This is a genomic window from Flavobacterium sp. UM26, from assembly GCF_057922445.1.
This window is the reverse complement of record NZ_JBVHCY010000003.1, coordinates 169,716-191,949: the sequence shown is the minus strand read 5'-3', so window position 1 is coordinate 191,949 and position 22,234 is coordinate 169,716. Positions and strand designations below refer to the sequence as shown.

The 22,234-nt window shown below is 34.7% G+C and carries 22 protein-coding genes; 14 read left to right on the top strand and 8 right to left on the bottom strand.

Annotated elements, in window-relative coordinates:
* The first annotated feature begins 245 nt into the window (after positions 1 to 245).
* The 6 genes from ACZ1AQ_RS05275 to ACZ1AQ_RS05250 all read left to right on the top strand — a co-directional run bounded on the left by ACZ1AQ_RS05275 (position 246) and on the right by ACZ1AQ_RS05250 (position 7,008).
* Complete coding sequence (locus tag ACZ1AQ_RS05275) at positions 246 to 1,127, top strand: WD40/YVTN/BNR-like repeat-containing protein (RefSeq protein WP_489631901.1); 882 nt, start codon at positions 246 to 248, stop codon at positions 1,125 to 1,127.
* A 293-nt stretch (positions 1,128 to 1,420) separates the two neighbouring features.
* The gene (locus ACZ1AQ_RS05270; protein ID WP_489631900.1) at positions 1,421 to 2,671 is read left to right on the top strand and encodes a WD40 repeat domain-containing protein; all 1,251 of its coding nucleotides are present in this window, start codon (positions 1,421 to 1,423) and stop codon (positions 2,669 to 2,671) included.
* A gap of 197 nt (positions 2,672 to 2,868) precedes the next feature.
* Positions 2,869 to 3,468 carry a hypothetical protein gene (locus tag ACZ1AQ_RS05265; protein ID WP_489631899.1) on the top strand — a complete coding sequence of 200 codons (600 nt, stop codon included), beginning with the start codon at positions 2,869 to 2,871 and terminating at the stop codon, positions 3,466 to 3,468.
* A gap of 240 nt (positions 3,469 to 3,708) precedes the next feature.
* The gene (locus tag ACZ1AQ_RS05260; RefSeq protein WP_489631898.1) at positions 3,709 to 4,041 is read left to right on the top strand and encodes a YegP family protein; all 333 of its coding nucleotides are present in this window, start codon (positions 3,709 to 3,711) and stop codon (positions 4,039 to 4,041) included.
* A 372-nt stretch (positions 4,042 to 4,413) separates the two neighbouring features.
* Positions 4,414 to 5,049 carry an SOS response-associated peptidase gene (locus ACZ1AQ_RS05255; protein WP_489631897.1) on the top strand — a complete coding sequence of 212 codons (636 nt, stop codon included), beginning with the start codon at positions 4,414 to 4,416 and terminating at the stop codon, positions 5,047 to 5,049.
* A gap of 1,536 nt (positions 5,050 to 6,585) precedes the next feature.
* Positions 6,586 to 7,008 (top strand): DUF6943 family protein, encoded by a 423-nt coding sequence (locus tag ACZ1AQ_RS05250; RefSeq protein WP_489631896.1) that lies wholly within the window; start codon positions 6,586 to 6,588, stop codon positions 7,006 to 7,008.
* Positions 7,009 to 7,218: 210 nt separating this feature from the next.
* Here the strand turns inward: ACZ1AQ_RS05250 and ACZ1AQ_RS05245 are convergent, their stop codons facing one another.
* The 6 genes from ACZ1AQ_RS05245 to ychF all read right to left on the bottom strand — a co-directional run bounded on the left by ACZ1AQ_RS05245 (position 7,219) and on the right by ychF (position 11,637).
* Positions 7,219 to 7,395 (bottom strand): hypothetical protein, encoded by a 177-nt coding sequence (locus tag ACZ1AQ_RS05245; protein ID WP_489631895.1) that lies wholly within the window; start codon positions 7,393 to 7,395, stop codon positions 7,219 to 7,221.
* Entirely contained in the window at positions 7,385 to 7,672 is a 288-nt protein-coding gene (locus ACZ1AQ_RS05240; protein ID WP_489631894.1) for a hypothetical protein, read from the bottom strand. Before ACZ1AQ_RS05240 ends, ACZ1AQ_RS05245 begins: the two co-directional genes overlap by 11 nt.
* A gap of 38 nt (positions 7,673 to 7,710) precedes the next feature.
* Positions 7,711 to 8,112, bottom strand: coding sequence for a DUF5675 family protein (locus ACZ1AQ_RS05235; RefSeq protein WP_489631893.1), 402 nt, complete (start codon positions 8,110 to 8,112; stop codon positions 7,711 to 7,713).
* 1 nt (position 8,113) lies between these two features.
* On the bottom strand, positions 8,114 to 8,869 hold the full coding sequence (locus tag ACZ1AQ_RS05230) for a hypothetical protein (RefSeq protein WP_489631892.1): 756 nt from the start codon (positions 8,867 to 8,869) through the stop codon (positions 8,114 to 8,116).
* Positions 8,870 to 9,687: 818 nt separating this feature from the next.
* Positions 9,688 to 10,389 carry a DUF1826 domain-containing protein gene (locus tag ACZ1AQ_RS05225; protein WP_489631891.1) on the bottom strand — a complete coding sequence of 234 codons (702 nt, stop codon included), beginning with the start codon at positions 10,387 to 10,389 and terminating at the stop codon, positions 9,688 to 9,690.
* Between the two features lie 153 nt (positions 10,390 to 10,542).
* On the bottom strand, positions 10,543 to 11,637 hold the full coding sequence (gene ychF / locus ACZ1AQ_RS05220) for a redox-regulated ATPase YchF (protein ID WP_489631890.1): 1,095 nt from the start codon (positions 11,635 to 11,637) through the stop codon (positions 10,543 to 10,545).
* Positions 11,638 to 11,862: 225 nt separating this feature from the next.
* Between ychF and ACZ1AQ_RS05215 the strand changes: the two genes are divergently transcribed.
* Complete coding sequence (locus tag ACZ1AQ_RS05215; protein ID WP_489631889.1) at positions 11,863 to 14,538, top strand: TonB-dependent receptor; 2,676 nt, start codon at positions 11,863 to 11,865, stop codon at positions 14,536 to 14,538.
* A gap of 125 nt (positions 14,539 to 14,663) precedes the next feature.
* Positions 14,664 to 15,419 (top strand): class I SAM-dependent DNA methyltransferase, encoded by a 756-nt coding sequence (locus ACZ1AQ_RS05210; RefSeq protein WP_489631888.1) that lies wholly within the window; start codon positions 14,664 to 14,666, stop codon positions 15,417 to 15,419.
* 13 nt (positions 15,420 to 15,432) lie between these two features.
* On the opposite strand, the gene ACZ1AQ_RS05205 is transcribed toward ACZ1AQ_RS05210, so the two are convergent.
* Both ACZ1AQ_RS05205 and ACZ1AQ_RS05200 read right to left on the bottom strand, forming a co-directional pair.
* Positions 15,433 to 16,596, bottom strand: a complete 1,164-nt coding sequence (locus tag ACZ1AQ_RS05205; RefSeq protein WP_489631887.1) for a hypothetical protein — start codon at positions 16,594 to 16,596, stop codon at positions 15,433 to 15,435.
* A gap of 231 nt (positions 16,597 to 16,827) precedes the next feature.
* Positions 16,828 to 17,178 (bottom strand): 4Fe-4S dicluster domain-containing protein, encoded by a 351-nt coding sequence (locus tag ACZ1AQ_RS05200; protein ID WP_489631886.1) that lies wholly within the window; start codon positions 17,176 to 17,178, stop codon positions 16,828 to 16,830.
* A 143-nt stretch (positions 17,179 to 17,321) separates the two neighbouring features.
* Here ACZ1AQ_RS05200 and ACZ1AQ_RS05195 point away from each other — a divergent pair, with 143 nt between their 5' ends.
* The 6 genes from ACZ1AQ_RS05195 to ACZ1AQ_RS05170 all read left to right on the top strand — a co-directional run bounded on the left by ACZ1AQ_RS05195 (position 17,322) and on the right by ACZ1AQ_RS05170 (position 22,223).
* Positions 17,322 to 18,383: an acyl-CoA reductase gene (locus tag ACZ1AQ_RS05195; protein ID WP_489631885.1), complete on the top strand. Its 1,062-nt coding sequence runs from the start codon at positions 17,322 to 17,324 to the stop codon at positions 18,381 to 18,383.
* 90 nt (positions 18,384 to 18,473) lie between these two features.
* On the top strand, positions 18,474 to 19,544 hold the full coding sequence (gene serC, locus ACZ1AQ_RS05190) for a 3-phosphoserine/phosphohydroxythreonine transaminase (protein WP_489631884.1): 1,071 nt from the start codon (positions 18,474 to 18,476) through the stop codon (positions 19,542 to 19,544).
* 189 nt (positions 19,545 to 19,733) lie between these two features.
* Positions 19,734 to 20,684: a D-2-hydroxyacid dehydrogenase gene (locus tag ACZ1AQ_RS05185; protein WP_489631883.1), complete on the top strand. Its 951-nt coding sequence runs from the start codon at positions 19,734 to 19,736 to the stop codon at positions 20,682 to 20,684.
* Positions 20,685 to 20,782: 98 nt separating this feature from the next.
* Positions 20,783 to 21,340: a DUF937 domain-containing protein gene (locus tag ACZ1AQ_RS05180; protein ID WP_489631882.1), complete on the top strand. Its 558-nt coding sequence runs from the start codon at positions 20,783 to 20,785 to the stop codon at positions 21,338 to 21,340.
* A gap of 116 nt (positions 21,341 to 21,456) precedes the next feature.
* Positions 21,457 to 21,888 (top strand): DUF6146 family protein, encoded by a 432-nt coding sequence (locus ACZ1AQ_RS05175; protein WP_489631881.1) that lies wholly within the window; start codon positions 21,457 to 21,459, stop codon positions 21,886 to 21,888.
* A gap of 32 nt (positions 21,889 to 21,920) precedes the next feature.
* Positions 21,921 to 22,223, top strand: coding sequence for a DUF6787 family protein (locus tag ACZ1AQ_RS05170; protein ID WP_489631880.1), 303 nt, complete (start codon positions 21,921 to 21,923; stop codon positions 22,221 to 22,223).
* Positions 22,224 to 22,234 lie beyond the last annotated feature (11 nt).

The window sequence follows — 22,234 nt, the reverse complement described above, 5'->3', positions numbered from 1 at the left end:
TGTCCCATCCTAAAACTCATCCAGCCCTTCATTTCATCAACCAAATAAATCGCTAATCTAATATCCAAAATCAAAGAAATAATAACTATAAATGCTGAAAAGTGTACTAAGAGTTATATATATTTGAATAAATATGAAGCAGAAAAAGTCTTTGCTTATCTAACCAATTATTGGTATGTATACGAAGGCTTCTTATATTTATAGACAAGTTGGAAAACATTGAAAAAAAATAAGACTCCCAGATAATGAATAGATTCATAATTACATTAATCCTATTGCCCTTTAGTCTATTTTCTCAATCTTTTGAGACAATAATTGAGGACAAAGATGTTCCTTTTTTTTCTTCAATAGCGTTTCGAGATTCACTAAATGGTTGGGCAGTTGGTTGGGGTGGTACTATTTATAAATTTGATCATGGAAAATGGGCTAAATATAGAAGTCCCGTTAAAGAAACTTTAAATAAAGTCTTTTTTGATATGGACGGAAATGGATGGATAGTTGGTGAATATGGAACATTACTTAAATTAAAAAATAATGTGTGGGAAAGTATCCAAATTGATACAAAAGAAGGCCTCAATGATATTCATTTCAAACAAAATTCTGGCTATATAGTTGGCAATAATGGTGTCATTTTTAAATATATTGAAAATAGATGGTTGCAAATTAAATCAGAAACGCAATCTCATTTATACTGTGTTAGTATTTCTGACCAAGACAAAGGATTCATTTTAGGATGGAACAGAACATTAATAAAAATGGATGGTGATAACCTAAAACATATAAAGCAAGAAGATATATTGGGGATGAATCATCCGTATTATTATTTTTATAGTTTACAACATATCAACAAGAACGAAGGTTATATCTTTGGTCAAGAGATCGTATACTTTAAAAATAATGAATACAGAGTTAAAAGAAACGACTATACTCCTATTATCAGAGATTCGAAAATGATTGCTGATGAAATTTGGTTAATCAGCAACTCAAATCTCTATTTATTAAAGAATAGCAAATTAATTGAAATTAATGATAATTATTATCAGGATTTTAAGTCTATTTCCTTTTCATCATCTGATATAGGATGGATAGTTGGAGAAGGAGGTTTAATAATTAAATTTAAAAAGTAACCATTGAAAAAGACACCCCACTCAACGAAGTCGGGGGACCTCGCTGATTTATAAATATATCCCAATAAAATACGTACTAAAAGTCTTTCTGTTTTTTTTAGTAAACCTTAAAAAAATCTTTCATTTTCGAATCAATTCATAAGCCATCTACACCACCAAAATCCAAGAAATAATTACTGTGAAAGCAGAATAGTGTACTAAAAGTTGTATATATTTGAATTAAACAAAATCACAACAAAAGTTCGCTTAGAAACCCAATTTTGGCTGTATATACGAAAGTTTGTTGCATCTATATGCAATTACCTAAAAACCAACACATAGTGTATAAAAAAATTTACATAATCGTTTTATTGATGTTTTCTCAGAATAGTTTGAAAGCTCAAAATGAATTTGGAACCATAAAAGGAGAGTTTGCCTATTCAAATTTCGGATATGAATTAGCTATGTCTGGTAACGGTAAGCGTATAATTGCAAGCTCAACTAAAAGTGAAAAATGCGGGAATAATTGTGGAAACATAAAAGTATATGAACTTAAGAATAATAAATGGGAACAACTAGGAAAAACTGTCATTGGGGGTGATACTGGTGATTATTTTGGTGCATCCGTTGATATTTCCTTTGACGGCTCTAGAATTATTGTAAGTTCTCCCAATAACGATGTTAATGGATATATTTCAGGTATGGTCAAAGTTTACGAATTTGTTAATAATCAATGGATGCAAGTGGGGCAAAATCTATCAGGCCAATCTAAAGATATGTTTGGAAGTGAAGTTAAAATTTCTAAAAATGGCAATTATATTGCTATTAGCTGTCCATTTAGTCGAAATGGTGATTTTATAAGAATTTATGAGTATATAAATAAAAAATGGGTAATAAAAGGTCAAAATATATCCGATAGCTCTCAATCTGAATATTTCGGTGCCTCAATCTCGTTAGCTTCTTCAGGCAATAGAGTGGCTGTTAGCTGCCTTAATCCTGATAACTTAGGATATGTAAGAATTTTTGATTTTAAAAATAACAAATGGATTCAAAATGGCAAAGATATCAAGTCAAATAAAGCAAAAGATAAATTTGGATTTTCAGTATCATTATCAGAAGATGGGAATACAGTAGCGATTGGAGCACCTGAGGGTAATAAAATTGATAGTGAACAAAATGGATTTGTTAATATTTACGCCCAAAAAGACAATGAATGGATTCAAATTGGAAATAGTATTTATGGAGAAAACAAATACGATCTATTTGGACAAGCTATTAAAATTTCTTCAAATGGCAAATTATTAATAGCCTCAAGCATCTTTAGTGATAATAATGGAACTAACTCTGGTCAATTTAGAGTCTTTGAGTATGATGGAAATATATGGAATCAAATTTTCAAAAAAGACGGTAATGGAGCAAGAGATTATTTTGGAAAATCACTTTCTTCCAATTCTAAAGGAGATATTATATCGGTTTCGGCAACACAAGAGTGGCAAGAAGAACAGGGACTGGGAGAAATTACAACTTTTAATATAAAAAAGCATATAACAGCCAGCAAGCAATAGACGTGCTATAGGCTAAATTTGAATTTGGTTTTGTATTTGGGTCCCAGCTATACAAAGTCTCCCGACTTCTTATTTATATATTTAGCTCCTTGAATTAACATACATACTAAAAGTCCCCGCTATAGTACAACGGGCGTTAGCTGATATTTTTTGAAACTAAAAAGTAATTAAATAATCAAACAAAAAAGTAATAAACGATGAAATTGAAATTAGCATCATTTTTATTAATCTCTGCAATTAGCATTAGTTATGCACAACTTAAACCTGTAAAAATCACTTTCAAAAATGGTGAAATAGTAAAAGGAATTGGCAAAAAGAAAGGGTATACCTTTAAATTTAAAACCGATGAAAATGCAAAAGCACAAGAATTTGAATTTTCAAAATTAAAATCCGTTGAAATTGAATTTTCCTATGATAAAAAAGGAGTTTATAAATTTTTCCAAGTAAAAGATCGCGAAAACTTTATTGCGGTTGAGGAATTGGTTTCTGGTAACAAAGCGGAATTATATACAACATCTGCAACATTTTATACTGGTGGAATGGGAACTGGTGGAATGGGAACTGGTGGAATGGGAATGGGAACTCAATCAGCTACTTTTTATTACATAAAAAAACCAAATGAGGAGAGACTTACTGCATTGGGAGCATATAGTCCATTGACAAATGATCTCAAAGGAAAAGTTATTTCTTATTTTTCTGATTGTAAAATATTAATTGAAAAATTAGAAAATAGAGAATTTAAAGTTAGAGAAGGATTAGAAGATATTGTTAAATTTTATAACAAAAATTGTGAATAGAAATAAAACATCTGCTAACACACTCTAAAATCTATTTGGGCAAATGGTCCACTTTGAAAATAGTTTGTATTTGACAGATTTGCTTCTAAGCCGCTTACGAAGTCTCCCGACTTCGTATTTTTTTTATGCCCTTATCAAGCTAGCAACTGAATTTTTTTTAGGTGAAAAATCATTAAAAAAAAATGAAACAGTTACACCGTAAATACTTAAATTAGTGTCACATAACTAAAAAATGTTAATATGGGAAAATTTGTAATAACCAAAAGAACCAATGGTGAGTTTCAATTTAACTTAAAAGCCAACAACGGGCAAGTAATACTTACTAGTGAAGGCTATTCGACAAAAGCTAATTGTGAGAATGGAATTGCCTCTACAAAACAAAATGCACAAATTGATGCTAGATTTGAACGCAAGATATCTTCAAACAGCAAGTACTATTTTAATCTAAAAGCCTCAAACGGTCAAATTATCGGCTCAAGCGAAATGTACGAAAGTGAAGCCGCAAGAGAAAACGGTATAACATCTGTTCAAAACAATGCTCCAGAAGCAACAATTGAGGATCTTTCAATCTAATTTTATTATTTTAGTAAAAAAGCCTGATCCATACGGACCAGGCTTTCTATCCTAAATTAAAATCGCTCTGGTAATTATTCCAAAATCATTCCCTAAATTTGAGTAGCAAATAGAAAATAATTATATGCCCGTACGGACAGCTCGCGAGCTGTCCCCTCATTTTCTTTCTCGTGCTACAATAAAACAACAACCCCTAAATAAGCCATTCACTAATCACTAAGGACTTATAAATAATCACTTTAAACTTTTAACCATTAACCCACAACAACCTTAAACTTTAAACAACTTTAAACTTTAAACGTTCAAACAACCTCAAACCCTAAACAATTTCCCCACAACTGATAACCTAAAACTGATAACTGATAACCGAACATGTGCTTCCATTCCAAACAAACCAAAGCAGCAAAAGCAGTTGAAAGTCGATTCAAAGCTAAAATCGAAAAGATAGCGCTTTTCCAACCAAAGGAAAATATTAATGGGTTTGATTTCGCATTGAATCCCATTATTACTGATGAACAACCGGAAGTCATTACACATTATAATTGGGGCTTAATTCCTTCTTGGTCCAAAGACGAGGAAATAAAGAAGCTAACCCTCAACGCTAGAATTGAAACTATTAATGAAAAGCCTTCTTTTAGAAATGTAGTCAACCAACGTTGTTTGGTAATAGCCAATGGCTTTTATGAATGGCAATGGCACGATACCAAAGGAAAAAACAAATCAAAGTTTGAAATAGGCCTTGAAAATGAAGAATTGTTTGCTTTTGCGGGTTTATATTCAACCTGGCAAAATCCGACAACAGGAGAAGAAAAAAACACCTACACAATTGTGACCACAGAAGCCAATCCATTAATGGCAGAAATTCACAACATCAAAAAAAGAATGCCCATCATTCTCCGTCCAGAAGACGAACAAAAGTGGTTGCAACACGAACCCATCCAAAAATTCGCCTATCCTTATGAAGTGCATTTGGTAGCCAAAAATCTAAACTTCGGTTCATTATTCTAATAAAGTATAAAAGAACAAATGGTGAAAAAATACCGTTTTCCGTTCCCCCTGCCCCCACTGGCCAACGCTCCAAAAAAAAAGTACTGTCATGGTTTTTTTCCTACAGCACTTCAAGCACTTTGTCTGCTGGCTAGAGCAACTACGACAAAATAGAAAGTACCGATAAGCCATCAGCCAAAGAGCTTGCCCGCCGCCAAAAACAAAAACACGTACGCTTCGCAACTCACGCCAGTACTTTTTTTTCCCAAAGCTTCTTTACATAATGTGGCATTATAGTGCATTAAAAGCGTGTTTATTGTTTTTTTTTAGTTTTTCAATGCCCTATAATAACATTATGTAAAAAAGCCGCTCACCCCAAGCGCTTGTCAGTGGCTCCAGGACCACTTTTTTAAAAACTTCCTCGCTCCACCCTGTTTTTAAAAAAACGGTCTTTCGCCACTGCCCAAAACACTACTCATTTTCATAATAAAGAATCCGTTTTTCCCTTATTCAAACACGTTTTCGTTCCCTGTTTTTATGCACTGTGTGTTTACATCGGTAAGTATCTCATTTATCCTGAGCGAAGACGAAGGACATTGCTTTTGTGCGTGCTTTTCTGTTTCCCATCACCATCCTACTGTACACTATAAATCTGCACAATGAACACACCTCCAGCACCCACAAAACCAAATACCCAGCAAGAGTGTGGTTGTTGCATTGGCCAGAAGCATAAAATCCATTGGTTTCCAGATAGGGCGATAAACAACTATTCTAACCATCTCCCATTACCGAAAACCGATAACCACTACCAGATAACAGTTCAAGCATCGCCCCATCAGAAAACCAATCACAAAACCCCGATTAGCCACTACAAAACCACACCCTTGCCTGCGCTACTGCCCCATCGCACTAGGTAGTGCTTGCATTGCTTTTTGAAGAGGCTTCCCCGTATCGCACCACCTCCTTTTGCACACTAAAACCTCCCCACTGAAGACTATCTCAAGCCTCCTCAAAAACCACTCTAGGAAAGAGTATGGTATTTCCCAGTCCGATAAAAGCAGTTATAAGGATCATTGGTTCTTTTATCCGCCTGAAAAATACCATACCCTTTCCAACACGATAGTCTTAAAAATCTATTTCGAACCTTTCCTTCATACACAATCCTATTTACATTCCAAAACCATCTTTCCGTACCAATTCCGATAATCCCCACACGTCTCCACTCCGAATAAAAAAAAAAAAAGAAGGCGAAGGTAAGTTCCAGGTATTCAAAAAAGCCTATTCAAGCCCTACGGGTTTTGGATGAAATCTCCACCCTCGTTCTGTAATTGTTTCATAACCTTTTGATAGTTCAAGTTAGCTGCACCTATCAAATTCACTTGTGTATTCCCGGGTAGTATTTAATCCAAAAAACAGGCTTTTTTGAAACCTTACACTTCAAGAGAGTGCTTTCTTTTTTTCTTTTTTTTCTTTTCAAAAATTTTTAATAGATGTCGAGTAAAGCGAGACGTCAGGGGAAAAGGCAAAAAGAAATACTAACCCTTAAAAACTTGAAGTATGCTAAACTTTATGATGAAAACCCACAAGCCCGGAACCAAGTACACACAACCTCATTTTTTTGTATTAAACAAAGGAATGAATAGTGGCAAGCCACAAAAAGAAAGCTACACCAACAGCTTTGTAATTGTTTTCAAGTGCGAAAATGAAGCAGACAATTGCTACTGGATTGCCTTCTCTCTTTGGAAATCCAAATTTTGGCACCAACACCTCATTGGTTCGGTAATTCCTTTCCTTTGTCTTACTGATTTTAAAAAACAATTCAATGCTAAAGCCACTCAAATGATGGAAGAACACGAGGAACACGTCAAAAACATCGAAGCACTCAAACGTTTAGAACAACAAGAAAACAGATTCAAAGAAAACATCAACCTCATCAATGACCTTAGAAAAGTGATTTTGTACAGATATTGTAACAAATAACAGCTCAGTCATAAAAAACCTATTTGTGAAATGTTTGCAGAAACGAATTCCCCTCTTGAGAGGGGTTAGGGGTGTGTTTTCATATTTTCACAGGGATAAAAAATCAGTGATAGCCAAAATCGACCTAAGGAATCTATAAACGCAAAAAAGCCTGATCCAATCGGACCAGGCTTTCTCTTTCTCCGGAAAAGGTTACCAATCAAAACCGGACTATTTGCTTTTAATCTTCATCAACCACTTCAATAAAAGCGAAACGCTAAAACTTACAACGGCTCCTATTACAGCTAAAATGATCGTTTTGAGAATATCTTCTGAAAAAATGTTTGGTGCAATACTTAACAACGTTCCTGAGGCTGTTCCTGTCTTGGTAGTTACACTAGTCTCCATCTCTCGGTCTATTTTGGTTTTCACCCTGAACTGGTTTCAGGGTCTCATTATCAACTGCAATTTGTTCCAAGCTATCAGTACCAGTGGTAATTTGACTTACCGCTGATAATACACCACCTGCAACAGCCACATAGCCCGCAACGGTAACAACAGCTACAGGTAAAGCTACTGGTGCAGCTACAACACTGCCACTGATGGCCAACAAAGTCAGCCCAATAGTTCGCAAAACCTTGAAAAATTTTGGGGTGGGCGCTTTCGCGCGTTCAATTACATTCATACTAGTATTTTTTTATTCCTTGTCGTCCTAAGTGGAGTCTAAGGGTAAGATTCAACAATCAACAATACACTTTCATTTTGATCCAATGCTTTAAAAACGAAATCTTTGAGCTTTGTAAAAGCTTTTCTGGACATCAATCCTAATCCAGGACCTGAAAGTTTCGTTACGGGAGCAATACAACCTTGTAATTCGTTTTGAGCATAATTGGCTGGATGAAAAAGAATGAACTTTCGATGAGGTACATCCAGTAGTTCCAAATGCCATTGGTATTTTCTGCTGTAGCGCTTTCTAATAAAATATTCCCCCTCAGGAATGCAGGAAACCCTCGTTTCATTATTCTTCCAAGGTAATTCAATGGTATTACACAGAATTTTACCTTCACAACTGAGTTGTCCATTGGTTCCTTCGGGGAAATACTGCCTTTTAAGGACTAAAACCATTCTACAAACCGACTACTTGAACCAAAGAAAGCGGGTTGTAAGCTCCGTTTTTCAACGGATACATTTGCCCATTCACTTCTTGATAAAACTCAACGCCAAGGGCTAAAAACAAAGGCTTAGTACTATTAGCACTCACCGAGTTGTCTTGATCAATTGGGGCGGTCAAAGTAGCATCCCACGGCAAAATAGCCGTTTCTGAAGTCGTTACTTCAAAAGTCTCTGCTTCAAAATCAATAGCTGCACCAGCCGAAATAATTTTGAAATGAGTGGTCCCTGAAGGCGCTGCAATCATAGTAATTGGCACAAACGGAGCCAAACTTAATCCAATCAAACCAGAAACACGGTCAATAGTACCCACAAAAGGAGCGAACAAAGTGGTGCCCAACTTACCACCAATATTGAACTCAAAACCAGCCAACAATTCCGCCTCGCCATCAATCACATTACGTAGTCCTCTAGGGTTGGTAGCATCCGCTTGAATGACTTTCGTCATAGCTTGGGTCAATCGGCTTACCATTCGCCCATCTGCGGAATTAATCAACACCTGGCGCAACGCAGTTCTGAGTACTTTCCCAGCTTTCCCAGCTCTTCCAAACTCCGAACCATTCTCACGCGTTCTTTGAAAAGCGGGGTCATTGGCGATTCTACTAGCGTCGATACCGCCTTTTTCTCTCGCCAAATGCCCATCTTTCGTTTTGTAAAAAGTAATATCTCCGATAGTACCTTTCAATTTAATTATGCCTTTCTGTCTTGCCATAATTGCTAAAATTTAAAAATGAATAATCCATCAAACTCCCTCAATCATTTTCCGTTGCAACATTTCCCAGATTGATTATAAGGCAAATTTTAACCAATTTAACCACTTAAAAAAACGCCACCGTACCAAATGTCACTTCTGAACATAAATGTCAAAAAATGACACAAATGACAAAAATCAAACGTTCTAAAACAAAAGAAAAAATTACTAATTTTAGTCAAAATATGGACTTAAATCAGAGTAGTTTAAAGCAAGTCAAAGCCCAATCAAAGCTATAGATAGAGTATGAAAACAGAGAGTAAGAGGTTATGTATCTACCCAAAAGACATACAACGCATTACAGGCAAAAGTTACCGCCAAAGTATTCGGTTATTACAAAAAATAAGAACGAAGCTTGACAAGCAAGAAAATGAGTTCGTCTCAATCGAAGAGTTTTGCCAATACACCAGCCTTAAAATTGAACAAGTTCAACCTTTAATATTAGGGTAAGCATCTCATAACTAATTCATTTTTTGAACATCTCATTCAAAAAAATTTTTTAAATTTACATCATAAGATTTGTCTGAAAAGAATAACTATTTTGAGGTTCAAAATCGAGACCCTAGAGGTTTCTGTTTCGCCAAACTCATATAAAACGAGGGTTCTCAGAATTGATACAACACCCTCTTTCTCCGCAAAAAGCACCTCAACGAGGTGCTTTTTTTATTTTAACACTTTCCTCCACAAAATTCTATATTTTACTGGATTTACAATTCGTTTTGATGTAACTAGGCTATTTATTAGGTTTCAAAAAACTGAAATACTTTTGTTTTTACTAACTAACAAATCAACAACAAACGATATTCACCTTCGTTTTCTACAGGTGCCCTATGAATACAAGGCGGTACTTGTTGTTTGGGATGATCTACTGCAAGACGCCAAAGATGACCTATCCCCAAATTAATAGGTTGGGCATAAGGTTTGGCTTGATAATGCAAATCAAAATAGTTTTCCCTCAAAAAATCTTCAAATTCTTCAATTGAACCATGATGCAAAGTTTTTAGCTTTTTTCTAATTTCAGGAATTAAAATTTTCTGCTCAGCTTGATCATTTGGAATAATATCACTTGCAGCTCCATGATATGTACATAAAAAAGTATCTGTAGCAATGGTAGAACGATCTACGTGATAGGAATAAACATCCGTTGAGATAAAGTCTAATTCATTATCACGTTCATAACATTTCAATAAATTAAGTGAGGGTGAGGCGCCAAAATCACTTAACAACTTTAAATCATTAAGAATAATTTCTCTTGCCAAATTTGCTTCTTCCGTTAATTGTAGTGCTACTAAATCTTCAAAAGTAATTTCGGTTATATTTTCTTTGAGTTGCAGTTGGCTTACAATCGCTGCAAAATCACCTTCCAATTTTCGGTGCCAACATAAGGCATTCATTAATCCTTGAAAATCCGTTTCTACTAAATCTATAAAAGACGAAACAACACCAATTTGGCTGCTTTTAGAAGATATATCAATAATCATAGCAAATAAATAGAAGTATATGAATGGTATTCAAAATTACAAAAATCATGGATTTGCCTGCAATAACTCGCTCTATAAAACCTCCATTCATAAAAATTACAAAAAAACCGAGCAAATTGCTCGGTTTATCTTTTAAATGATAGTTGATTACTACTATACATTAAATCTAAAATGCATAACATCTCCATCTTTCACTACATATTCTTTTCCTTCTACTCTGAACTTACCAGCTTCTTTACATTTAGCCTCAGAACCATAGTGAACAAAATCCTCATATGAAATTACTTCGGCACGAATAAACCCTTTTTCAAAATCAGTATGAATAACGCCTGCTGCTTGCGGAGCGGTAGCACCGATATTAATTGTCCATGCTCGAACTTCTTTTACACCTGCTGTAAAATAAGTTTGTTGTTTCAATAATTTATAAGCGGCACGAATTAATACAGAAGCACCTGGCTCCTCTAATCCCATATCTTCAAGAAAAACCTGACGCTCTTCATAGCTTTCCAATTCGGTAATATCAGCCTCGGCTCCTACTGAAAGTACAATTACTTCAGCTTCTTCATCTTTGACCAATTCGCGAACTTGATCTACATATTTATTTCCGCTTACAGCAGAACTCTCGTCAACATTACACACATACAAAACTGGTTTTGAAGTAATCAACTGAAAACTCTCCATCAAAACTTCTTCATCGTGATTTTGAGGTATCACAGTTCTAGCAGACTTAGCTTGTAAAAGTGCTTCACGAATTCTGTTCAATAATGCTTCTTCAGCTTGAGCCTCTTTATTTCCTGTTTTCGCAGCTCTCTTTACTTTCTCTAATCGCTTTTCGATTGTTTCTAAATCTTTTAGTTGCAATTCGATATCAATAGTTTCTTTGTCGCGAATAGGATTTACATTGCCGTCTACGTGTACAATATTATCATTATCAAAACAACGTAAAACGTGAATAATGGCATTACATTCTCTAATGTTTCCCAAAAATTGATTTCCTAATCCTTCCCCTTTACTAGCGCCTTTTACTAAACCAGCAATATCTACGATATCTACCGTTGCCATTTGTACACGCTCAGGTTTAACTAATTCTTCTAATTTATTAATCCTTGGATCGGGTACGTTTACCACTCCAATATTAGGTTCGATGGTACAAAAAGGGAAGTTTGCACTCTGCGCTTTGGCATTTGACAAACAATTAAATAAAGTTGATTTTCCAACATTAGGTAAGCCTACAATTCCTGCTTTCATAGTATGTATTTTTCCGTGAATCAAAAAAAATGATTCACCTTTTAGGTATTACGATTTAAAGTTTGCAAATATAAGATTTATAATATCCTTGTTGAAGAACATTCTAACATTTATTAAAAGTTAACAACAAAACTCAAAAACTATAAACATTTTACACTCATTTTGTTAAAATTAAGCTACATTTATCTACAAATCAACCAAACAATAACCAAAAAACAAGAAATTATGAAAAAAGTATGTTTATTATTTTTTCTACTATGCTCCTTTATTGCAGTAGCACAGAAAGAAATAACTGGAACAATCAAGGACGCTGAGGGCAACCCAATACCTGGAGTCAATGTAACCGAAAAAGGAACTTCAAACGGAGTTTCAACTGATTTTGACGGAAAGTATAAAATCAAAATTTCTGCAAATGGAGTATTGGTTTTTAGTTATGTAGGCTACAAAACAATTAGCAAAACACCAACGGGAGATGAACTCAACGTTACATTAACCAACGATAATGGACAAGAATTACAAGAAGTTCAAGTGGTAGGTTCAAGAAACTCTAAACGAACCGTTGTCAATTCTGCTGTTCCCATCGACATCATTAGTGTAAAAGATGTGACTACTCAAAGCGGAAAATTAGAAATCAACGAACTTCTTCAATATGTAGCTCCTTCCTTTAATGCCAATAAACAATCCGGATCCGATGGAGCAGACCACGTAGATCCAGCATCACTTAGAGGATTAGGACCCGATCAAACCTTGGTTTTAATCAACGGAAAAAGACGTCATCAATCGTCATTGATCAATCTTTTTGGTACTCGTGGTAGAGGAAATACTGGAACCGATTTAAATGCCATTCCAGCTGCTTCTATCAAAAGAATAGAAATCTTGAGAGATGGTGCCGCAGCGCAATATGGCTCTGATGCGATTGCTGGGGTAATAAATATCGTTCTTAACGACAATGTTGATGAAGTAACTGGAATGATTACTTATGGTGCTTATAATACAAATGCCCAAGGAGATTTTCCTGATGGCACAGCCAATACCAAAGGTTTTCGATTGGATCAAAATGGAAACGGAAATAGCTTTGGAAAAGATCAGAATTTTGATGGCGGCTCTGTAAAAATCGCTGCCAATTATGGTCTTACTATCGGAGAAAAAGGAGGATATGCTAATTTCACCACTGAATATTTGAGTAAAAATAAAACCTTACGCCCTGGTTTTGATTTCAGAAAAGGATTTGGTGAAGCCGAAATACAAGGTTTCAATTTATTTGGAAATTTAGCCATTCCTATTTCAGAAAAATCAGAGTTTTATGCTTTTGGCGGACGCAACTTTAGAGATACCGATGCTTATGCCTTCACGAGAAACGATGGCGAAAGAGTCGTTGAAACTATTTATCCTGGAGGGTATACCCCAAGAATCACTTCAAACATTGTAGACAATTCTTTTGCTGCTGGTTTTAGAACCAAAACAGCTAGCGGTTGGAAAATCGACATCAGTAATACTTATGGGAAAAACCTTTTCCATTATTACGTGAAAGGAACCATTAATGCATCGTTAGAGGAAGCCTCTCCAACTGAATTTGATGCAGGTGGACATAGCCTTATTCAAAATACTATGAATTTTGATTTCTCCAAAAATTATGATTCGGTTTTGAGTGGAATGAACTTAGCTTTTGGAGCAGAATACAGAACAGAAAAATTCAACATTTTTGCTGGAGAAGAAGGTTCTTATGCAACCTATGACACCAACGGATTACCAATTACTGATCCTACATCCCAATTTGCTCCAATCGACCCTATTTCTGGAGAAGCAAGACCTGGTGGTTCTCAAGGATTCCCAGGCTATAGTCCTAAAAACGAAGTGGATAAAAATAGAACCAATTTATCTTTGTATGCCGATAGCGAATTAGACGTAACCGAAAACTTTCTAATAAGCGGTGCCTTGCGTTTTGAAAACTACAGTGACTTTGGAAGTACTTTAAACGGAAAATTCTCAACAAGAATAAAAGCATCTAAAAACATCAATTTTAGAGGTTCTATAAGTACTGGTTTCCGTGCACCTTCTTTGGCACAAGTATATTACAACTTGCGTTTTACTAATTTCTCTTCAAGTGGGGCTTCAGAAATTTTACTTTCACCAAACAATAGCCCTGTAACCAAAGCTTTTGGAATTGACAAGCTAAATGAAGAAAAAGCACTGAATGGCTCTCTAGGTTTTACTGCGACTTTTGGAGATTTTACAGCAACAGTAGATAGTTACTTAATCAATGTAAAGGACAGAATTGTACTTACTGGATATTTTGATGCATCAAGTTTTAATTTAGGTGTAGACGAAGCACAATTCTTCGTTAATGGCGTAGACACTAAAACCACCGGTTTGGACATTGTGCTATCTTGGAAAAAGAAAATCAATGACAATTCCTTCTCAGCTTCATTAGTAGGTAACATCAACAATATGAAAATTGATAAAGTGAAAAATGGTAGTTTAGACAAAGAAATTTTCTTTGGCGAGAGAGAAAAAGCCTTTTTACTAGCCTCAGCACCTGACAATAAATTTGGATTAAACTTAAACTATGACCGAAAATGGTTTAATGCTGGTTTGGCTTTTACAAGATTTAGCGAAGTTAAACTACTAGATTATCAAATGTATGAAGATGTGGCAGGTTATGGTTCTTTCGCAGAACAAATTAAATCAGCGACAGATACTTATGGTGCAAAAATCGTTACGGATTTAACTTTTGGTTTTCAATTACAAAAACATACCAAATTAAGCATTGGAGCTAACAACCTTTTCAATATCTATCCAGACCAACAAGATGACTGGGTGGAAGCTGGGGGATACTGGGATGCCGTACAAATGGGCTTTAGTGGAGCCTATTACTATGCTCGATTAGGTTTTAATTTTTAAATCACATCTAATTAACTAGACCAAAAAATCAATACCGATTATTAGATAAAAATAAATTAAACAGCATCAAATACGTTTTTGATGCTGTTTTTTATTTACATTTATAATCAATAATCTGCAAAAGTATGAATACATTATTTACAGATAAAATGGCTAGTATTTACGATGCTATGTATCAAACTTTCATTGATTACAACGAAGAATATCAATTCTATAACCAAATTTTACAGAAAAATCATTACAATGCTGTTCTAGAGCTTGGAAGCGGAACCGGAAATCTTGCCTTGCGTTTTTTTCAGAACAACCATAAGTACTTGGGCTTAGATGCAAGTGAAGACATGATTGCAATCGCTAAGAAAAGAACTTCGAAAAGCACTTTTATTCATGGAGACATGAGAGAGTTCACCCTAGAAAACCCCATTGATGCTATCCTCATAACGGGTCGTTCTACTAGTTACCTCATCTCCAACGAGGACGTATATTATTGTTTTGATTCTGTTTATCAAAATCTAACCCAAGAAGGCATATTTGTATTTGACTTCATCGACGCTAATCGTTATATCCCTTATACTGAAAACAACCCAAGTATTCTTCACAAAGCAGATTGTGATGGAATACCACATTACAGAGACAGTAATTGGAAACTGACCACAGCAGATAATTTTTTGATGGAATGGTCGGCAACTTATTATACCGTCATCAACGATGAAAAAGAAGTTATTGCAGAAGATTTTTCTACGGTTAGAGTCTTTACTTTAAACGAAATTCAGCTTTTTCTTTATGTAAAAGGTTTCGAAATCATTGAAATCATTGACAGAGAAACGTATGCTTACGACACGTATGTCATTGTCGCAAAAAAGAAAAAAACAGGTAGTCTATAGTGGTAAAAAAAGGTTATAATTTTTTCTCAATAATCGAAATTATTCGTTGTTCTTCGTCTGTAGCTGCCAAGCCTGAAAAATCCCAATAGTTGGTTAAGATACTATTCCCTTTATTAATAAGTGTTTTGTCTTTAAAAACTTGAGGTTCACGATAAGTGTAATTTTGGTTACTAAAATTGGTAGTTACCAAATAATTTCTAACCTCTATATTTTTAGTTTCTTTTTTGTAAACTTTTTCAAACCCAATTTCTTCTTTAGAACTAACTAAAAAATAGTTAGTATCCTCTACTCTATAGGTGGTTTTGAAATTAGACATATAAATTTTCTTGGCTCCAGTTTTGGCAATACCAGTACTTCTTGCCAAACTAATTTCAGATATTTTAGAACTCACTTCGATAATCAAATTTTTCTGATTGTCATAAATAATCTTAAATTCATCCAGCAATCCTTTCGAATTATCTAATGGTGTGGCAGTCAAAACATAATAGGCATCATTTTCAGAATAAGAACGTACCAAGAAGTAGTAATTATCCTTTGCTTTAGGATCCAAAATAGGTGCTAAATACTTAAACGTATAATAATTTTCAATGATATTATTGAGATTATACCCCAACAAATCGGCACTTATTTCTTCTTCTATCGCACCAAAAGAACGGTTTTGTTCAACCAAGATAGTTGAATTTAATTTTTTTTGATCTCCTACAATCTGAAAATTCAACAAACCATCTGTGTAATAAGAATACACCCCATTAAGTTTAAAAAACTCACGACAATATACTTTCAAACGAGCTGGAACATTGAATTTTTTAATTGAATTTGCTACTAAAGATTTCAGTAACTTCTGAGGATGCTGGCGGGTAACAACCAATTCATCTAGTTTATTCAAACTACTTTTCATGTAAACAACATTGCCATTTTGTTTGAGTGTAGCAGGACGAACGGTAATTCCAACGTAGGAAGGATGAGAAAACTGTAAATTTGAATTTCCATTCACAATAAAACTAACTTCCCCTTCCTTATTACTTACAAGGATTTGTTTGGTCTTAGCTACCAAAACGGTCACATCTTCTATAGGAAGTTGTGAATCCATGTCCTTAATTATCAAAGTTCTTTCTACTTTCTGAGCTAGAATAATAGAACTAGCCATTAATAAAAAGACAAAAAGTATTCTCTTCATACGAAGTGATTTTATGTCTTACTTAATTTAGAAACCTTACTATTTGCAATAAAAATAAAAAAATTGTTGATAAAAAAAATAAAAAAAGAAAAATATGTTATTATCAGGGGTTTTATTTTAAAAAACTCAACTAAACCATGAAAAAAGTAAGAAAATAACAATAGTCATTAACAATCAAAAAAAAGACCTGAGCTTTACTCAGGTCTAACTATTCAATATGATGCTTTGAGACTATTCGTTATGTAAAAACGCTTGTCTATTCAATAATGTTTCTTCAGATTCTACATGGTTATCGTCAGGTATACAACAATCTACTGGACATACAGCCGCACATTGTGGTTCGTCATGAAAACCTTTACATTCAGTACATTTACCAGGCACAATGTAATACACTTCGTCTGAAATTGGGGTTTGAGGCGCATCTGCGTCAATTTCGGTACCATCAGGTAAAATTACTTTGCCTTTTAACTTGGTACCATCTTTATAACGCCAATCATCTGCTCCTTCATAAATTGCAGTATTTGGACATTCTGGTTCGCAAGCTCCACAGTTAATGCATTCGTCTGTAATAATAATTGCCATCTTTAACTAAATTTTTTAATTAAATTTTAAAGTAATTGTCTTTGTATTAGATTTTCATAATAAAAAAACAACTTTTGTCATTAGCTTCTAAAAAGCTTATTTTTGCGCAAAATTACAATCAAAAGATTTCATACACAAGCAATATGACATTAGAAACAAAAAAAAGTAAATTTGTTGAATTAGGAAAATTCTTGAGTCAGTTTTCATCAATCGAAAATCCAATTCAAGGCGACGTAATAGGTAATGATTTATTTTTTGACAAATGTCTTAATCTCATTGCTCTTTCTCAATCACATAATGGTTGGTATACTCCTGAACAAGTTTGTTTTGCTTTTCAATCATGGGCGAAAGCATTAACACAAGAAAAACTAGACCAATGGCTTTCTGCATATGATTTTACAGACAGACAGCCCAAAACAATTGCTTTGATTCTTGCTGGAAATATACCTTTGGTAGGTTTTCATGATTTCTTATCGGTATTGATTTCGGGACACAATGTTCTTGTAAAAACCTCTTCGAATGACCAGCATTTACTTCCGTTTATCGCTAAATACCTAATACATATCGCCCCTGAATTTAAAGACCGTATCACTTTTGTTGAAGGAAAATTAGAAAACTTTGATGCCGTTATTGCTACCGGAAGCAATAATACCGCTCGCTATTTTGAATATTACTTTAAAGACAAACCTTCAATTATCAGAAAAAATAGAAACTCGGTAGCAGTGCTTACTGGCGAAGAAACCCGTGAACAACTGGAAGCTTTGGGTGAGGATATTTTTCGCTATTTTGGTTTAGGCTGTCGTAATGTTTCTAAACTTTTTGTACCAAAAAACTATTCTTTTGATGCTTTTTTTGAAGCTATGTTCAAATACAAAGATATCATTGAGTATGAAAAATATGCCAACAATTATGATTACAACAAAGCCGTGTTTTTGATGAGTAATTTCAAATTACTTGACAATGGCTTTTTGACCATAAAAGAAGATAATGGCTATGGTTCTCCTATCTCAAGTACTTTTTATGAGTATTATGAAAACATCGATGAGGTGATAAAACGTTTAGAAGACGAAAAAGATCAAATTCAATGTATTGTTTCCAATAATTTAACCTCCAACAGCATTCCCTTCGGACAAACCCAAAGCCCTGAATTATGGGATTATGCTGATAATGTAGATACAATTTCATTTTTACTAACAATAAAGTAGAAAATTGTATAATTATTTCGAATAATTCAGCTTGTTTTCAAGTATGATTGTCGAAATTTGCATTTTTAAATTTTCGGATACTTACAAACCATGAAAAAACACAACTACAGCGCAGGACCATGTATTTTACCACAAGAAGTTTTTGAAAAATCGGCTCAAGCCATATTAGATTTCAACAACTCAGGATTATCAATTTTAGAAATTTCCCACCGCAGTAAAGACTTTGTTGCCGTAATGGAAGAAGCCAGAGCTCTTGCTTTAGACTTATTAGGTTTGACAGGCAAAGGCTACCACGCTTTATTCTTGGCCGGAGGAGCTAGTTTAGAGTTTATTATGGCGCCTTACAACTTGATGAAAGAAGGAGGCAAAGCTGCCTATTTAGACTCTGGGACTTGGGCTAGTGCTGCAATTAAAGAAGCAAAAACTTTTGGAGAAACCGTAATCGTGGCTTCCTCAAAAGAACAAAATTACAATCATATTCCAAAAGGATATACCGTACCTGAAGATGCAGATTATTTTCACTGTACGAGTAACAATACCATTTTTGGAACACAAATGAAAGAATTTCCAAAATTAAATATTCCAATCGTATGTGATATGAGTTCGGATATTTTTTCGCGTGTTTTGGATTTTACTCAATTTGACATTATTTACGCAGGTGCTCAAAAAAATATGGGGCCAGCAGGAACAACTTTGGTAGTGGTTAAAGAAGAAATTTTGGGTAAAAACGGTCGCGTGATTCCAAGTATGTTGGATTACGCTAAACACATAAAGGCAGAGAGTATGTACAATACTCCACCTGTTTTCCCAGTATACACTTCGCTATTGACTTTGCAATGGTTGAAAAACTTGGGAGGTATTCCTGCCATCGAAAAAATAAATAACGAAAAAGCAGCTTTATTATACAATGAAATCGACAGAAATCCATTGTTTAGAGGAACAGCTGCTGTAGAAGACCGTTCGAATATGAACGTAACTTTCTTATTGAACGACGAAGCTCATAAAGATACTTTTGACGCGATGTGGAAAGCCGCTAACATTTCAGGACTTCCAGGACACCGTTCTGTAGGAGGTTACAGAGCGTCTATCTATAATGCGATGCCAATAGAAAGTGTTCAAGTTTTGGTTGATGTTATGAAAGCTTTGGAAGCAGCGGTTTAATCGCTTACACCAAATTTTCTTAAAAGCACAACTCCCCTAGCCCCGATAGTAGTGGATATCCTTTTCTATTTTTTCTTTAAAATAGAAAAGATAAGAACGGATAGCGGGATTAGCTCCTAAAAAATAAATATATAGTATAGTTGATTCTTTGGCAAAAACAAGGAATTAGAGAAACAAAATAAAAGCAAAATGAAAGTATTAGCCAATGACGGAATTTCGAAAAGTGGAATTCTAGCTTTAGAAAAAGGTGGTTTTGAAGTAATCACTACAAAAGTGGCGCAAGAACAAGTGGCCAATTTTATTAATGAAAACAACGTGAGCGTTATCTTGGTAAGAAGTGCTACCAAAGTGCGCAAAGACATTATCGATGCTTGTCCGGGTATCAAAATTATTGGTCGTGGCGGTGTTGGTATGGACAATATTGATGTGGATTATGCAAAAAGCAAAGGGATTCACGTAATCAATACGCCTGCTTCTTCATCAGAGTCTGTGGCGGAATTGGTTTTTGGACATTTGTTTACTGGGGTTCGTTTTTTACACGATTCGAACAGAAATATGCCTCTTGAAGGCGATACCAATTTTGAAGGTTTGAAAAAAGCCTACGCTAATGGTACTGAACTAAGAGGAAAAACTTTAGGAATTGTAGGTATTGGACGTATTGGTCAAGCTACTGCAAAAATGGCTTTAGGTTTAGGTATGAAAGTTATCGCAGCCGATAGCTTTATCCCTCAAGTTGATGTTAAAGTGGAGTTTTTTGACGGACAATCGATAACAACTACCATTGTTTCTCAATCTTTAGAATCGTTGTTTCAAGAAGCAGACTTTATTACTTTACACGTACCAGCACAAGACGGCTACATCATTGGTGAGGAGCAATTGGCTATCATGAAAGACGGCGTAGGAATTGTAAACTGTGCGCGTGGTGGAGTAATTGACGAAGTTGCTTTAGTAAAAGCTTTAGACAGCGGAAAAGTAGCTTTTGCAGGTTTAGATGTTTTTGAAAGCGAACCAAAACCAGAAATGGCGATTTTGATGCATTCTAAAATCTCGTTGACGCCTCATATTGGTGCAGCTACAGGAGAAGCTCAAGACAGAATTGGAACAGAATTAGCCTCGCAAATTATTGCTTTGTTAGGATAATTTTTGAGTCTTCAATATACCAAAGGGTAATTTATAAACAAACGTTATAAATTACCCTTTTTTATTTAAATTTGAGAATACTTTAAATCTAAAATCCTATGTTTGAGCAATTAACACAATTAGTACAGCAATTTGGAGAGGATGCTGTTGTAAAAAACAGCGCTATCCCAAATGAACATAACGAGGCAGTTATGCAAGAGGCGGGCAACTCCATTTTCGCTAGTTTACAAAAAATGGCTTCTGAAGGAAGAGTTGAGCAATTGTCAGGTTTGTTGCAAGGCAATAATGCTCAGGATAGTTCGAATCCTGCAGTCCAACAAATCACGCAACAACTTACTGGTAGTTTGAGTGAGAAATTCGGAATAAGTGGAGAAGCTGCTTCTGGTGTTGCTGGAGATATGATTCCGAAAATACTAGGAGGATTGATGGGCAAAGCCAATGACCCAAACGATAGTTTTCAAATTTCAGATATTATTGGGGCAATTGCTGGCAATAGCGAACAAGCAAGCGGTATTATGGATACTATTTCTAAATACGGAACGCAATTTGGTCTAGATCAAAATGCAGATGGCAAAGTTGACTTGAGTGATGCAATGAGTTTAACCAAAGGAAGTGGCGGAATTGGAGGAATACTAAGTAAATTATTCGGTAAATAAAGGCTTATAAACATAGATAAAAACGTCATTTCCTTAACAGAGATGACGTTTTTTTATGATAGAATTTAGAATTTTCAAGCTCAGATTTTGTACATTTCGATTTCAATACTTTAGCCATGAAAAAGATAGCTTTCATAATCGTGCTTATTGCAATAATTGGCGCTTGTTCTACTCCAAAAAAAAGTCTAGCTTCAGTTCCTACTACCAATTCAGTTAAAGGAGATACAATAAGAATTGCTAATGATTCACTGGAATATGAAGTAATCATTATTGATCCAGGTTTTAGTACTTGGTTGAATTCTATTGCTCATCCAAGAGGATATTATTCGCAATTTTACTTAGAAAATAAAAATCGATTTTACATTACAGAGTGGAATAATCGAGTACAACAACCCCTTCGATTTGACCCCAATTTATATGAAATGACAATAAATTATGACCCACAAATAAATTATGGATATGAGGTCAATTATCTTATCTACAACTACATGATTTATTTTCAAAATCGATACAAACAAAGATTATTTGGCAATGTCCCGATACGATAATCTTAGTATATTTGCACCATTGACACTTTAGAATGAGAAAATTAAAAGAACGTTGGGGAATAGAAAGTAACTTTCAATTAACACTGATTTTTATTGTTTTTGCAATCACTGGTTCAGCATCTGCATGGTTATCTAAACCTTTTTGTTATTGGCTGGGCATTACCAAAGACGATTTAGGATTTTGGTTCACTCCTATTCGACTCCTACTTATTTTTCCTATTTATCAAGTACTATTGGTTTTCATAGGATTTTTATTTGGTCAGTTTCGATTTTTTTGGGCATTCGAAAAAAAAATGCTTCGAAGTATGGGACTCGGTTTTCTTTTCAAAACATAAAAAAAGCTTCA